We start from the raw sequence: 15,491 nt of genomic DNA on the forward strand, positions 1-15,491 counted from the left end.
TTATAGGCAATCTGGATTTATGTTAGACGTAAAGTTACAATGGAGTAAGGAATGTTAAATCAATAACAAAATATACATATTCCTTTACAGCATGTGTGGACGAGAGGAGCTATAACCGATGCTTGAATTAATACCGATGAATACCGAGCAATTTATGAAATTTCGTGAGCAGTCTATGCATGATTTTGCTGCGGAGAAAGTAGCTGCTGGCGAATGGGCAGAAAGCGATGCACTACAAAAGTCGATTCAATCGTTTGCTACCTATTTGCCAAAAGGCCTGGAGACAGAAGGCGCATTTATTTACAATGTGCATGATACGGAGAGCCATGCAGATGTTGGCTATTTGTGGGTACAGGTAAATGATACACCGCGCGGAAAATTTGCGTTTATTTATGATATCCTGATTGGAGATCAGCATCAAAATAAAGGGTATGGAACGAAGACCATGCTTGCACTAGAGCAAGCGATGAAAGAGCAGGGCGTACAGCGCATTGATCTGCATGTGTTTGGACATAATGATCGCGCACTGCATGTATACAAAAAGGTAGGCTATGAGATTACGGATTATCATATGTCCAAAACACTGTAGCATATCACAAACAACCGGAGGCTTATAGGCCATCCGGTTGTTTTATCATCCGTTCGTAAGCATGACCGCCGATCTCAAGCCACCCGTCCGGCTTGTAGCCGAGTCGCTCATACAATGCTTTGGCTCTTGGGTTATCCACATCGACGATCAACAACACTTTATGATGTCCAAGTCGTAAAGCCTGTTGCTCAAATTCACGAATAAGCAGTGTACCGAGTCCCTGTCCCTGAAAGGAAGGATGTACAGCTACTGAATCCAAATAATATTCATCTGCTCTTGCTTCAGGAACAATGCCTTCATCCGGCAAGCCAAGCTGCTGCAAACGCCGCTTGATTGGGGCGTCCAGACGCTCAATATCTTTGCCATGATACGCAAGCACAAAACCTGCAACTGCGCCATCACGTTCCAATACATACACATGATCATGACTTAAACGATTGCCTTGCTGGCGAAAAAATGATTCCAGTACGTCTAGCATTTCTGCTTCATTGGTAGCGCCTGTTAGCACATAACCGATCTCGCCAATCGCGGAGCTAATTAGCGGAATAACTGCTGTGGCATCCTGCGGTGTAGCTTTGCGCATATGATCCTCTCCTGTACGCTATTATCGTATAAACTGACGACGATTCTCCTATGTAAACTGAGCTTCATCTATCCAGCATAAACGCTACTGTTGATTATATCATAGGGCATGTTAGAAGCTTCTATATTGCATCGTAACAACGAATACAATCATGCTTATTTGGATGAGAACAGGCGAAAATTGTGATGCTTTCGCTCTATATGTTTAAATGAATATATAGGCCTGTGCACTTATAAACCGGAAGGATGGAGATCAGTCATGGAAAATACACTCATTCGCACACAATATGGAGAAGTTCAAGGAATCCGTCAAGACGGTGCTGTGATCTGGCGTGGCATTCCTTATGCCGAACCACCTGTTGGAGATTTGCGTTTTCAGCCACCACGTCCACCGCAACCGTGGCAAGAGCCGCGCGATGCGACACAGTTTGGCCCGGTATGTGAGCAACCAGATAGCGAGCTGGAAATGTCATTCCCTGCTCATGTTCGTCCCGTAAAGTCAGAGGATTGTCTGTATTTGAACATCTGGGCTTCGGATAGCTCCACACCGAATCGCCCGGTTATGGTATGGATTCATGGCGGTGCTTTCGTGACTGGAGCAGGAAGCCTGCCATTTTATGATGGAACTTCGTTTGCGGTCAATGGGGATATGGTCATCGTGACGATCAATTATCGTTTAGGGCCGCTCGGTTTCCTTGATCTTTCTTCGTATGGGATGCCGGATTCAGCGAATCTTGGATTGCAGGATCAGATCGCTGCGCTGAACTGGGTACGTTCGAATATTGCAGCTTTTGGCGGTGATCCAGATCGGATTACAGTGTTCGGCGAATCCGCCGGGGCGATGAGTGTAGCATCATTACTCGCTATGCCTGCTGCAAAAGGATTATTCCGAGCAGCGATCATGCAAAGCGGTGCTTCTCAAGTGCTGCCGCCAAGCACAGCGCACGGCGTAACCGAGGCGATGATTCGTCTGCTTGGCGGCCAGCCGGGTGATGCGTCTGTATTGATGGAAGCTTCTGCGCAGCAATTACTGCAAGCAGCTTCGCGTTTGCATGAATCCAGCGAAGCAGGCTTGCTAACAATGCCATTCCAGCCGGTATTGCATGCACAGACATTACCTGTAGAGCCGGTACGTGCTATTCGCGATGGAGCAGCGAAAGGGATCGCATTAATGCTCGGAACCAATCAGGATGAAGGACGCATGTTCATTAATCGCCCTGAGCATATGATGAATAAAGAAATGGCAGGACAGCGAATCGAAGCGATGACCGGTCAAAAAGTAGCGCTGCTATTGGAGCGTTATCCAGAAACAGTGGAAGGACAAGCACAGATGTTGACCGATCTGTTCTTCTGGCGTGCATCGGTTCAATATGCTGAAGCTCAGCTTGCTCATGCTCCTGTATGGATGTATCGATTTGATTGGAGCCAGCTGGGTCATGAATTTTTCGGTACAGCTACTCATGCAACAGAAATCCCATTCGTATTTAACAATATCGCGATGCTGGAGCGTTCTGGTGTGAAGCTGGATGAGCAAACTGTTAATCTGGCGAAGCAGATGCAGCGAGCATGGATTACATTTGCCCATACTGCGACACCAACAACACTGGAGATTCCGTGGACGGATTACAACAAAAACGATCGTACAACGATGATCTTTGATCGTCAGATCGAGCTTGCGCATGATCCAGACGGCGAAAAACGGCTTGCGTTGATCGGTGAATAAGCAGCAGTCATAAGGGTCGATGCCGTAATAGTAGTGATACGGATGGCTGAAGCTATTGATAGCGATGTATTATAAAATGAAAGACATAGACTTGAACATAAACACTATGCTTGGTTATACGGTTAACACGCCTATAAAAAGCAGTCGATTTCAGAAACGCATTCCTTTTAAATAAAAGAGAGAGCCGTGTGTTAAAACATGGCTCTCTTTTTTGTTGAGAAAAGTAGCTACTCATAATGAGGAATAGCTGGATCAAGCTTAGTGGAGCAATACAGGCTAGGGCGCATATTGCAAAAATCTACATTGTAGTTTTATTCCCTAGACTCGTATGGGGGATCGGAGTCGTCCTGTATTCCTTGCTGGTATGGTCTGCGTACACGCCTAGAGAAGTTACATATACTTATTATGTGAATCAGCATCCACCATGTATTCTATTCATCTGACTGCCTCATCCAAGCCATTGTAATACTTATCTATCAATAACGCAGTATAAGCTTCTATATGCTACACTGGAATGTAATGTCGATCTAAGTACTCCTTCCTAGAGTGATGTCTACTTCAGCAACAGCAGTTTGTGTACACGCTCTAGTTCCAAAGGAATGCCGATTATGCATAAATATGTATACTCACTCTGTATGATTGAGCAGTAAGTTCTATAACGAATGGCATCATGGTATCCGATAAAGAGTATAATTTAGCAAATGTCAAAACATGCCGAATGGTTACATATTTAGCGCTTTATCTGCATCTATTGCATGATGAAAGCTGCATCCGATCCAGCATGATGAAACAATAACGGAGGGATGATTTTGCTTATACATATTGATGATGTAAAACAGGGAGACCGTCTGGTTGCCGATGCGTTTAACCATTCCGGTGTGCCATTGCTCAAACAGGGTACGATTTTGTCGGTGGAGGATATTACATTGCTCCTGCGCCACCGTCTCGATTATGTGGACATTGATCATAGCGCTAACGTTGCGAGCGCAACATCTGCCGAGGCAGTCGCTGACTTGCGCTCGATCCCAAGCGTTTTGCGGCAAAGTATAGAGCTGTCGTTGCAGACGTACCAGTCGTTATTTTTGGAATCGCTGACAAAGGGGAAATTTAGCGGAGATTTGACAGAGCGCTTGCTTGACCCGCTATTGCTTGATGTGGATCGCAAAAAAGATGTGGTGTCGTTGCTGCTTATGCTGGAAGGAGAAGACGATCATATTTATAGCCATTCACTCAAAGTAGGCTTGCTTAGTTATTACATTGCCGGCTGGCTTGGTCACAGTGAAGCAGAATGCTATCGGATCAGTCGCGCTGGCTATTTGCATGATATTGGCAAAAGTCGACTCCCTTCGATTATCCGTAACGGCAAAGCGAATATGAATCCTTCTGAATTGAAAGAGTATCGCCGACATACTCAGTACGGTTACGATCTGATCATGGAGTCATTGAACGATAAAGTGACTGCGCTTGTCGCTTTGCAGCATCATGAACGTGGAGATGGAAGCGGTTATCCACAGCGATTGTACAAAAATGGGATTCATGCGTATACTCGCATCGTATCGGTTGCCGATGAATTTATTAATATGGCAGTCGTCAACGAGGATGGCAGCAAGCAGGGCTTGATTCGTATTTTGCAAAATATTTATGAACTTGGCTTTTCCAAATTGCATGAGCAACCGGTTCAGGCACTTATTTATCATATGTCGCCTAATCTAGTGGGCAAGCATGTTGAGCTGGACAACGGCGAGAATGGAACGATCGTGCTGGCTAACCAGACCGATCTATTCCGTCCACTTGTACAATGTGGCGAACAATTTGTCGATCTGGCCAAACAAAGACAGGTTAACATTCGCAAAGTATTTATTTAAACGCAATGATTTATAGCTCAAATCGTAATCCATCCCCAATAGTCATTGTCTGCGGACACTGACTATTTTATTTTACAGGCATGTCTATTACAATTGTACAAACCACGCAGTCATCGCAGACGAGGAGGCACTATGGAGACGATTCAGCGGTATGAAGATGGAACACTGGCTATTCGGCAAACGACAGAAGCAGATACAGAGCGCATGTGGGAACTCGCTTTTCGCGAAGAAAGCCCGGAATGGAAAAAGTGGGATGCCCCTTATTATGCACATGAGGCGCTAACGTATGAACAGTTTCTGGAACAAAAAAAAGCACAGATGATCGGTAATAAAGCCCGCTGGGTGATCGAAGTAGACGGCGAGTTGATCGGAATGATTAGCTACTACTGGGAGCATGAAGAATCGTTATGGCTGGAAATGGGCATTGTCATTTTCCATCCGGATTATTGGAGTGGCGGTTACGGTACACGTGCACTTCGTTTATGGATCGATCATTTATTCCAGACGATGCCACTTGTGAGAGTCGGGTATACGACATGGTCAGGCAATGAGCGGATGATTCAGGTCGGTTATAAGCTGGGCATGACGATGGAAGCACGTCTGCGTAAATGTAGATTGTACCAGGGTGTGTATTACGATTCGATTCGGATGGGGATGTTGCGCGAAGAATGGGAGCAGCATAAGCAGGCTGAACGGCAGTAAGCGTATAGTTACATAGCCGGATGATCGGTATTGATGGACTAAAATAAACGATGAATACGCAAATGAATGTAGGTTCAGCATACATCTCACATAAATTGGGCATTATAAAATAGCAAACATCCACAGCGAACATTACTTTATGATTTGATTGAGCGTACAATGTACTATTCAAAGAGCGTATGATGAAAAAACCACTTGCCAGATCATCCCTATGGGTATGTGACAAGTGGTTTTTAGTATGAATGATTAACCTGAATAGATCGTAAACGACAATTATCCTGAGTGATATAATGGATGCGCCTTCGCATAGCGTTCATCCAAAAGTGCTATATGGCAATCTACGCACCATGAAGTGAAATCCTATTATTGCGCTATAAAAGAGGGAGCAGCCAAGCAGTATTTAGTACAGTAATTGCTATACGCTTACTTGTACAGCAAGTGCTATACGATCACTTGCTTTCGCCTGTTGTATCATTCGGTTCAAACATACCGCCACTATTTTGCGCCTGATTCGTTAGCTCTGGATGCTTTTGTAAATAGTCGAGTGCATTGTAGATCATGATCGCTGCTTCTGCACGAGTGATCGGTTCTTTTGGATTGAATTTACCCGCGCTATCCAGCTCGGTTACTTTTAATGCAAGCGAGCGCTGAATTGCACCTTGATAGTCTGCTTTGATTTTCGACTCATCGGCAATTGCAACAGGATCGATTTTGAACATCGGCAGATTGCCGGCTTTTTGCATCGATTCCATTAAGTAGTCAGTGAATTGCTCACGGGTGAATTTAGCTGCTGGATCGACTTCACGTGGAACATCGATGCCATTAAGTGTTGCGATGATGAATGCATCGGAATACCACACCCCATCTTTTACTTTAGTGTACGAATCACTAGCCTGTGGCGCTTTAATAAATTGGAATTGTGCCAGACTGAGCTGGAAGCTATTTACTAGCATTTGTACGCCCTGTGCGGTATTAAGCGTCTGCTCTGGTTTGAACTGTGTAGCTGTGACGCCGCTAATGAAGCCACGCTCCTGTAATGACTCAATCTTTTCTTTCCCATCGACTTTACCGATGTCGCTAAATTGACTGGCTGCAAATGCATTCACACCGATCGATAGTGTAAGTACGGATGCAGCAGCTAGAGAAACCCATTTGTAATTCATTGTTATTCCCCTCTCTTTTTCCTAATTATATTCCTTTTTCTTCCTGCTTACTCTATTAACGATTAGCTTCCCCAGATTGTTGCACTAACTCGATACTTTTAATGAGAAATTATAAAAATACGAATCAGTCTATAGTCATACATATTACTAGCTAATTAAGTGGTACTTTGGCATGGCACTGTTACCGAAGTATGTCGAAGGTCAAGCGAAAGGTACCAGAACTATAACCCAGCAAACTGGGCCTATTGATTCATTTATAGAAATTAACCCAGAATATGTATTTAAACTATTTTCAATAGGAAGATTTGGGGGTATAACTATAATAACTTAACTCACATATGGTACTACTGGATAGGACTTCCTAGGAAGTGTTCAATCATCCAATTATAAAATGAAAAACATAAAAAACGGCGCATGAGCGAAGAGGAGGGTGAACGATATGATTATCAACTTGAGCGTACATCACATGACACCATACAATCACCAGCAATTCAGACCGCAGACAACAACCGTTGAAACGAAATCTGCAACGACACAAGGCGGTCAAAGTTTTGAAGAATTGTTGAGTGCACAAATGGCTGGAAGCACAGGCATTACTTCTTCACGTAAACGCTAATCCACGTAGGACAAATGAATACAACATACGTCTGATTACATACGGACAGCTGCCTTTGCGGTAAGCTGTCCTTTTTATTATGATAGAAGAGAATACAAATTTAGGGAGGTTACATAATGGCATTGATGCAATGCGACTTTTATTCAGAGGTGCTCGGTTTATCTACATCGATGAATGTTATTTTGCCGCAGGAAACGCAAACCCAGATTGGCATGGAGGGAAAAGTCAGCGGCGGTAAGCATCCAACGTTGTATTTATTGCACGGGTTATCCGATGATCATTCGATCTGGTTACGCCGTACATCGATTGAACGTTATGCCGCAGCTTATGGGATTGCGGTTGTGATGCCGAACGCACATCGTAGCTTTTATACCGATATGAAGGAGGGCGGGCAATACTTTACGTTTATGACAGAAGAATTGCCACGTCTGGCAGAATCGTTTTTCCCGTTGTCGACACGCCGTGAAGATCGCTTTGTTGCCGGCCTGTCGATGGGCGGCTATGGAGCGCTCAAGCTAGGTATGAGCTTGCCAGATCGTTATGCCGCAGCTGCAAGTCTGTCCGGTGCAACCGAGCTGGAGCATATGTACAATGTACGTGCTAAAGGTGATCCCGTCTGGAGAGCGGAAGTGAATCGTCTTTTCGGCACGCTAGAAGAGATGCAGGGCAGCAAAAACGATCTGTTCTATCTGGCAACCGAGCTAGCCAAACTCAAGTCTACTAATATTCCGAAACTGTATCAGTGCTGTGGTACAGAGGATTTCCTGTATGAAGGTAATATCCATTTCCGTGATCATGTGCGCAAGCTCGGACTGGAACTGACCTACGAGGAAGAACCAGGGATGCATGAATGGGGCTACTGGGATATGAAAATTCAGCGCGTACTGGAATGGTTACCGATTCGTCAGCAGCCACGTCTGTAAATGAAGGTACGGCTAGGCGGCTCATGGTGTAAGGTGCTTTATCTGTAATCATATCAGATACTTTACTAGTAATCATGTAAAATACTTTGCGTGTGATCATGTGAAATATTTATAGTATCTATACATGCGGATAAAGATCAAATGAGAAGCTGAACACATCTGCATGACGAAGACGAGCCGATGAACTAACGATCTCCTATTGTAGCTTATTCACCACTGGTATCTTTGTATCGTCCAGACGAGCCGATGAGCTAAAGATCTCCTAATTGTAGCTCATTCACACTTGCAGCTCTGTATCGTCCAGACAAACACATACCAAGCCTATACGTGAAATTAGCGTATTCGCCTTTTTATTTTATTAAGCGCTTCCAAAAAAGGTAGCTGCGTAAAATAGTACCGCATAGTACAACTTATAATGCAGAACAATAAACGAACAACAATAAACGAACAACAATAAATAAACAACAATAAATAAACAACAAGCCAAAGACCGTAGCGATCTACGCGATCTTTGGCTTGTTATCTGTATAGAGTAGTCGTGGAATACAATAACAGTGGAAAAGTGTCGAAATAAATGGCGTTCAGCCCATTTCACTCATTTAACCTAATCCCGTCTCTGGCTCCTGCACAAGCACACGCTGTGTCGGATAGGCCAGCTTCACATTCTCTTCCTCCAAAATCTGCATCACATACAGATTTAACTTCTGACGATATTCCAGATTGTCTCCCCAGCCAGGTGAACGTGTGAAGCACTGTACCATAATGCCCAGACTACTCTCGTAAAACTCGTTAAACTTCACCATTACCGTGCCTGGTGCTACCGCTTCATCCTGTTCCAGATGCTCGGTAAGGCGAGTGACGACTCGTTTAATCCGATCACCAGGCGTATGCAGGGATACTTTAATGTTAAAAAAGATTTTGCGTTTCCCCATCTGGCTACCGTTTGTAATAGCAGAGGCGGCGAGCTTGGAATTCGGTACAATGACCAGTGCATCGGTAAAAGTACGAATTTTGGAACTGCGAAACGTAATATCTTCGACGATCCCTTCAATATCCGGTGTAGAGATCCAGTCGCCTTTAGAGAAAGGCCGTTCCAAAATAATAATGATACCAGCAATCACATTGCTGAGCGACTCCTGAGCAGCGAGAGCGATCGCCAGACTGCCCAGTCCCATCCCGGCGACCACACCGTTAATGCTGAATCCCCATTCCGCTCCAACGATCGTCACGACGAGTAAAATAATAATAAACCGCACGACCTTGGATAGAAAAGGAATGATCATACTGGACGCATCCAGTCCAAAGCGCTTGCCTGCCCCTTCTAGCAAAATAGAGGAGGCCGCAGACACATTGTATAGTCCCCAGCCCAGCAGGGCGATGCTAACACTACGATAAATCTTGTTCACATCGATCACAAAGCTCCACTGCTCATGCATAAAATACCGGAGCGCGAGATATGTACCGATCAGAATGAAAAAATACTGAAGCGGCTTCTCAAACGCCTGTGCCCAGCGAATAAGCGCCGGATGCTCTTTAAAGCGTCCAATCACAAACGAGAACAAATACCGTGTAAACAGTTTACGAAAGGCGAGAAATAACAGCAGAATCCCGATCGATACGAGCAAATCAATCCAGCGTATGTTGTAATACCATTGAATAATCCAGTCAAAATTCATACAGCCCATCCTTTATCTATAGGTTTTGCCTGAACGTATTCAAGCTTCTCTCGTATCCAAACGTTCTTACCCTTATTACCCATTTGCGTTCCAAGCGATATGTATATTGGAAATTTACCAATAAGTTCCTCTGGAAAAGGGTAATAGTATCTAAACGACACAGGCTTTATGAATGAGTACGCGGTCTGAGAAGGAGGAAGATATGTTTTTTAACACCTGGCAAGATATCGCAAGAATCGTCATCATCGGTATTTTGAGTTATGTAGCATTAATCCTATTGCTACGTACAGCAGGAAAGCGAACACTATCGCAGATGAACGCATTTGATTTTGCCGTATCAGTAGCCGTGGGGTCTACTTTGTCTACTGTTATTTTAAACCGTGATATTGCATTCGCAGAGGGCTTAACTGCCTTTATCGTATTAATTGGATTACAGATGCTGATGGGTTGGCTGGCAGTGCGCAGCGACAAATTTGAACGGGCATTGAAGGCAGATGCGCAATTGCTGTACTACAAAGGAAACTATCTTCGTCAGGCGATGCGGCGATCACGTATCAGTCGCGAAGATATGTACCAGACCGTACGCAAGCAGGGAGAGTCGAATATGACTAATATTCAAGCTGTCATTATGGAGTCAGATGGTTCGCTATCCTTAATCATGAACAGTGGAAATGAGCAAGGTGAGAAGCCGGCAGAGGAGACAGAGGTCATGAAAAAAGTGAACGGGATGCAGACGCATAAACAATCAAATTCAGAATTATAATGAGAAAATATTAGGTACCTGTTCGGGATCGGCATGATTCGATCATAACATCCCTATTGAATCTGTATGCTAGCTAATACTGCTTGATCCAGATGAACCTGTTCCAAGCAAAAAGACCTGCTCCACATGGGAACAGGTCTTCATATTGTACAGCTGCATGTTCATTATTGTACCGAAGTCAAATGATGAACATATTAGCTGTAATCGTATCTGTGTACGAAATAGGGTTCTGTTAGCGTGTACGACGCATAGAACGCATAACCAGACTCACTACGAATACAAGGATAACTGCGCCGATAATCGCCTGGATTAAGTAGAAACCGCCCAATTCTGGACCCCAAGATCCTAACAGCATGTTACCCAACCAACCGCCGATGAAGCCGGCGATAATGTTACCGATTACGCCGCCTGGAATATCGCGACCAACGATCATACCTGCGATCCAACCAATAATACCCCCAACGATTAATGCCCATAACCATCCTAACATATCATTCGCCTCCTCAATGAAGTAAATAGCTTTATTGCGATCGTTGAATGGATTCACCACATATCCCGATGGCCATCGTTGTCGGATTGGATATGTTGCTCAACTCACTCAACAATCTGTCGTCGATTATTAATTAACCAACCATAACCAATTTAAACATTATGCTAAAAATTTAATAAATAAATAACTTTTGATTAGGCTGTTTCAGCAGTAATATTCTGGGATAGACCCGCTATACATATAAGGCTATACGCCATATATCACGATCATCATGATCTACCCCAGACTATTTTCCCTTATAGATCAATGCTTGATCGGTAACTTAATCACAATCGCAAAACTTACTTAATATTGCCGTTTTCTTTTAACCGTTTCGCAATCGCATCGAATTCTTCCTGTGAAATACCAGGTGCAAATTCTTCCTCTACTTCCGGATATTCGGGTACAGGAACGCCTTCCGGGAAGCCGTGAATAACTTCAAGCGGCTTGCCGTCCTCTGGATGTGTTCCTTTCCAGATCTGGTCAATCGCTTTAAAATCTTCTGTGCTGTGCGTATACAATTTCGTATGGACACCTTTATCCTCGTATTTACGTGCTTCATTAAACGCCTTGTTACTGAGAGAGGGAACAGGTACAAGCTTCGTTATGTTCACACCGGTAGCAATTTCCAGTGCTTTGGCATAAGCGACCACATGCACGCCACCACGCACAAGTAGAAATCCAACCACTTCACGTGCAGCTGGATGATCGGTCATTTCATACACCTTCATCTTGTGAGTACGCGCACCACATTCAAGGAAGAAGTTATGCAGCAGATCTTCTACCAGATTACCGCTGTTAAACACATGGTCACCCGTCCACGGACGCCCCATGGAATCGCGTGGCATCGCCCCTTGCGCACCTGCCAGATAAGGGTAACTGAGTCGCATGTTTTTGACCGATTCCAGCGGTGTTTCGTCCGGTTCTTTGTAGGTAGTGGAGCCAGATTGAATTTTGTTAATACCGTGTGCGACGAGTTCCACATGTCCAAGTTCCTCTGCCGTAATACTCGTGACAAGATCGTAAAACGGTTTGAGTTTGGACTTGTTACGGAAGTTAAAAGACTGGTACAGATAGTTGTTCAAGGTCGACATTTCGCCGAATTTACCGCCAAGCAATTCCTGTACCGCAGCTGCTGCATTCGGATCAGGACGATCGACATCCGGAATTTGAATCATAATCTGGTCTAACCGTGTAAACATAAACAATCCCTCCATGTCGTTCGTATAGGTCATACTGGCAAAGGCGACAGGTGACATCAGTAGGTGAATGGGACTGTAAGCCAGAAATAAATCTGGTCAGTCTGTTTATACACGAACCTAACAACCAATACCCGTAAATGACAATAATAAACATTAATTAAAGTCATTTACCAATTTATTGCGAATGATGGAGAGGCGATGGTGTATGTTTATTCAAGTTTGAACCATAGTTATTTATCAAAGTTTGAGCTGAATGACTGGATCAGGAGCAGTAAAGCGATGTAGGAATAGCGAAAACGAATAGAATGCTTCGTCATACCAACAATAGCGAGCTAGCATTTTCATCGAAATTGTGACGATAACCATGTATAATATGTAAACGGTATACGTGCATAATAGGCAAGCAATCAAAAGGATGGAAATGAACAAGTATAGATACGATACAAACGCTATAAACTCTATAAATGCTATAAATGCTATAAATGCTATAAATGCTATAAATGCTATAAATGCTATAAATGCTATAAATGCTATAAACTAGTTCGTTAACTACAGTAAATTCCAACTTTAATAATGTGTTGGTACATTTATCGTCCAGAACTTGAGGCAGGTCTAAAGTTAAAACTAATTCCGGTAAAGGTACTAGCCTGAAAATAAACGATCCTAAAATAATATGGTTGTGGAATATGTTAAATTATGTACTACAGTTAAAGTTTACTACTATACAGCTATACAGCAGAAATCAGCTGATTGCGCGGTGAACGTGTATCTCTCTCTAATCGGTATATAGCTTGCAATCAATGTATAATTTTCCAATACAAGCATGACACCTGTTTACCGCATGCGCTGACTACTATAAGATAGCGTAGTTCAAGCATTCGACTGAAGCGAGTTAGCATAATCGATGTGAAATCAAGTAAACCCAAATAAGCAGGAGGAGCTTTAGAACAATAGGGTGAGCACGACTGTTCCTGTAGCCTCTCCTTATAAGCGACAGGCATATGACTTAATATAGAGATGTGGGATGAGACGTATGGACAATGACAAGCAACGATTAAGTATAGAAGCGGCTCGACTATACTATTTATCCGACTATAGCCAGCAGGAGATTGCGACACGTCTAGGCGTTTCGCGTCCAACCGTATCCAGACTGCTGCAACTGGCAAAAGAAAAAGGATATGTGCGTATCGATATTGTCGATCCACTGGAAGATCTGGACGCGCTTGGTGAACAGCTTCGTAAACAATACAGCCTGGAAGCTGTGCAGGTATGTTATTCACCTGCCAATGAATATAAAGAGATTCAGCGTCATATTAGCAAGCGTGCTGCTGATTATTTGCATGAAATTGTACAGGATTCGGATATTATTGGTGTCACCTGGGGACGTACAATGTATTCTGTGGCACGCCAGCTGGAGCAGAAGCAGGTACGCGGCGTTGAGGTCGTGCAGCTCAAGGGCGGTGTGAGTCATTCACATATTAATACGTATGCAGCAGAGACGGTCAATCTGTTTGCCGAGGCATTTCATACGAGCGCACGTTACTTGCCGCTGCCGGTTATTTTCGACAGCATTGAAGTCAAGCGTATGGTCGAAGAAGATCGCCATATTCAGCGCATTATCGAGCTGGGCAGACAGGCCAATATTGCGATGTTTACAGTCGGGACGGTGAAGCAGGATGCGCTGTTATTTCAGCTCGGTTATTTTAACGAGGATGAACAACGTTTACTGCAACGTACAGGTGCAGGGGATATTTGTTCGCGCTTTTTCGATGAGAATGGGGAGATTTGCAGCCCAGCGATCAATGAGCGTACAGTCGGCATCGATCTGCCTGATTTGCGCAAAAAAGAAAAGTCGATTCTCGTCGCAGGCAGCCAGCGCAAGATCGATGCAATTCGCGCTGCGCTCGTGGGCAGGTATGCGAATATTTTGGTGACGGATCAGTTTACAGCGCAGGCGCTGCTGGCGGAGTAGGGGAGTAGAATAAAAGAGTTAGTTTAGAAATGAAATATAACAGAGTGGAAATACAGTAGTATTGAAATGTAGTGGAATAATGGTGGAATGAAGAATAGTAATCGATGAAAGTTACCTGAACGACAAGAAGAATGTTATTTGAGTGCGTAGAAATGTTGTATAAATGCTTAGTTTGTATAGGATTTTGCTATATGTCATGTTAGAACATGGGCTATGCAGATTGTCTTATTTTATCGTATATGACCCTGATTTATCTTAATAATAGGTGATGGAAATAGGATAGAAGATTTTCTTTTATTTAGGATAGGGTGTACTGTCGTATGGCAGTACATGCTACATTGAATCTAAATGCGGTGCTCTAAACCAATGTATCTCAACATACAAAAAGCTTTCAGCCGATCAGAGCTGGAAGCTTTTTGTATATACGTTATTACTAAATATATAATTTCCCGTGCACGTAACAAAGTCAGAATCACTGTTTCTATACAATTTAGAGCAGATTTAAAGAATTAGGATGAAATTGAGGTACATCTTAATTTTTGGTTACGTAAATTAAAAACTTCCATTTTTGCAAACACTGGGTATAATCGGATTGTTGGGATATGTAGATAGAGAAGTACATAACGTATAAAAACGGCCATATGCACGCGATCTTAATTCGTATGACAACAATTTTACAACAACGGAGGTGTTCGTTAAGAAAGCCTACTTGGAATAGATGCAAGAAAAAGGAACTAAGATATCTAATGCTTGATAAGTAACTATGAATTCGAATTAAAGGAGTCTATTTTCTATGAAAATTAGCAGTTTGTCGATCCAAGCTTCCCTGCTGCAAAAAATTATGCTGTTGCTGTGTATCTCGCTTGCCCTGCTACCTGTGTTGTCAGCCGCGGCAGCTACGCAGCGCGTGTATCAGTACAACGAAAATGGGCGTTTGACGGTCATGTATACCGCGACACAGAAAACTACGTATGCGTATGATAAAAACGGTAATTTGGTTAGCAAGCAGGTTGAACAGGGGGATTATAACAGTGTAGTGAACCCCAATGCGCCGACACCGACGCCGGCTCCAGAACCTACTCCAACCCCAGCTCCGACACCAACACCGGCTCCAGAACCAGCACCCGACCCTACGCTTGTTCCGCCGCCTGTACCGACTCCGGCAGTACAAGGATTGGATATTGTA

At 43.7% G+C, this 15,491-nt stretch carries 14 protein-coding genes; 9 read left to right on the forward strand and 5 right to left on the reverse strand.

The genetic code is table 11. From position 1 onward, the window contains the following. Positions 1 to 118 precede the first annotated feature (118 nt). On the forward strand, positions 119 to 589 hold the full coding sequence (locus AAHF22_RS18045; protein ID WP_347326415.1) for a GNAT family N-acetyltransferase: 471 nt from the start codon (positions 119 to 121) through the stop codon (positions 587 to 589). 22 nt (positions 590 to 611) lie between these two features. On the opposite strand, the gene AAHF22_RS18050 is transcribed toward AAHF22_RS18045, so the two are convergent. After that, the gene (locus tag AAHF22_RS18050; protein WP_347326416.1) at positions 612 to 1,172 is read right to left on the reverse strand and encodes a GNAT family N-acetyltransferase; all 561 of its coding nucleotides are present in this window, start codon (positions 1,170 to 1,172) and stop codon (positions 612 to 614) included. 258 nt (positions 1,173 to 1,430) lie between these two features. On the opposite strand from AAHF22_RS18050, the gene AAHF22_RS18055 reads away from it, so the two are divergent. The 3 genes from AAHF22_RS18055 (at position 1,431) to AAHF22_RS18065 (ending at position 5,461) form a co-directional block, all read left to right on the forward strand. Next, positions 1,431 to 2,894, forward strand: coding sequence for a carboxylesterase/lipase family protein (locus AAHF22_RS18055; RefSeq protein ID WP_347326417.1), 1,464 nt, complete (start codon positions 1,431 to 1,433; stop codon positions 2,892 to 2,894). An 809-nt stretch (positions 2,895 to 3,703) separates the two neighbouring features. Then, a complete protein-coding gene (locus AAHF22_RS18060) occupies positions 3,704 to 4,759 on the forward strand; it encodes an HD-GYP domain-containing protein (RefSeq protein WP_371834085.1) in 1,056 nt (351 codons plus the stop codon). Between the two features lie 132 nt (positions 4,760 to 4,891). Further along, entirely contained in the window at positions 4,892 to 5,461 is a 570-nt protein-coding gene (locus tag AAHF22_RS18065; RefSeq protein ID WP_347326419.1) for a GNAT family N-acetyltransferase, read from the forward strand. Positions 5,462 to 5,910: 449 nt separating this feature from the next. Here AAHF22_RS18065 and AAHF22_RS18070 read toward each other — a convergent pair whose 3' ends face one another. Further along, positions 5,911 to 6,624, reverse strand: a complete 714-nt coding sequence (locus AAHF22_RS18070; RefSeq protein ID WP_347326420.1) for an S-layer homology domain-containing protein — start codon at positions 6,622 to 6,624, stop codon at positions 5,911 to 5,913. A 439-nt stretch (positions 6,625 to 7,063) separates the two neighbouring features. Here AAHF22_RS18070 and AAHF22_RS18075 point away from each other — a divergent pair, with 439 nt between their 5' ends. Both AAHF22_RS18075 and AAHF22_RS18080 read left to right on the forward strand, forming a co-directional pair. Further along, positions 7,064 to 7,240: a hypothetical protein gene (locus AAHF22_RS18075; RefSeq protein WP_347326421.1), complete on the forward strand. Its 177-nt coding sequence runs from the start codon at positions 7,064 to 7,066 to the stop codon at positions 7,238 to 7,240. A gap of 116 nt (positions 7,241 to 7,356) precedes the next feature. Further along, positions 7,357 to 8,163, forward strand: a complete 807-nt coding sequence (locus AAHF22_RS18080) for an alpha/beta hydrolase (protein WP_347326422.1) — start codon at positions 7,357 to 7,359, stop codon at positions 8,161 to 8,163. 599 nt (positions 8,164 to 8,762) lie between these two features. Here the strand turns inward: AAHF22_RS18080 and AAHF22_RS18085 are convergent. After that, positions 8,763 to 9,839 carry a mechanosensitive ion channel family protein gene (locus AAHF22_RS18085; RefSeq protein WP_347326423.1) on the reverse strand — a complete coding sequence of 359 codons (1,077 nt, stop codon included), beginning with the start codon at positions 9,837 to 9,839 and terminating at the stop codon, positions 8,763 to 8,765. Positions 9,840 to 10,041: 202 nt separating this feature from the next. Here AAHF22_RS18085 and AAHF22_RS18090 point away from each other — a divergent pair, with 202 nt between their 5' ends. Next, the gene (locus AAHF22_RS18090; RefSeq protein WP_347326424.1) at positions 10,042 to 10,602 is read left to right on the forward strand and encodes a DUF421 domain-containing protein; all 561 of its coding nucleotides are present in this window, start codon (positions 10,042 to 10,044) and stop codon (positions 10,600 to 10,602) included. 232 nt (positions 10,603 to 10,834) lie between these two features. On the opposite strand, the gene AAHF22_RS18095 is transcribed toward AAHF22_RS18090, so the two are convergent. Beyond that, positions 10,835 to 11,092 (reverse strand): GlsB/YeaQ/YmgE family stress response membrane protein, encoded by a 258-nt coding sequence (locus tag AAHF22_RS18095; RefSeq protein WP_347326425.1) that lies wholly within the window; start codon positions 11,090 to 11,092, stop codon positions 10,835 to 10,837. A 341-nt stretch (positions 11,093 to 11,433) separates the two neighbouring features. After that, on the reverse strand, positions 11,434 to 12,333 hold the full coding sequence (locus AAHF22_RS18100) for a manganese catalase family protein (RefSeq protein ID WP_347326426.1): 900 nt from the start codon (positions 12,331 to 12,333) through the stop codon (positions 11,434 to 11,436). A 1,033-nt stretch (positions 12,334 to 13,366) separates the two neighbouring features. Here AAHF22_RS18100 and deoR point away from each other — a divergent pair. Next, positions 13,367 to 14,305 carry a DNA-binding transcriptional repressor DeoR gene (deoR, locus tag AAHF22_RS18105; protein WP_347326427.1) on the forward strand — a complete coding sequence of 313 codons (939 nt, stop codon included), beginning with the start codon at positions 13,367 to 13,369 and terminating at the stop codon, positions 14,303 to 14,305. 793 nt (positions 14,306 to 15,098) lie between these two features. Next, on the forward strand, positions 15,099 to 15,491 hold a 393-nt coding region (locus tag AAHF22_RS18110), incomplete at its 3' end, for an RHS repeat domain-containing protein (protein WP_347326428.1).

Source organism: Paenibacillus wenxiniae, from assembly GCF_039822605.1.
GTDB lineage: Bacteria > Bacillota > Bacilli > Paenibacillales > Paenibacillaceae > Saccharibacillus > Saccharibacillus wenxiniae.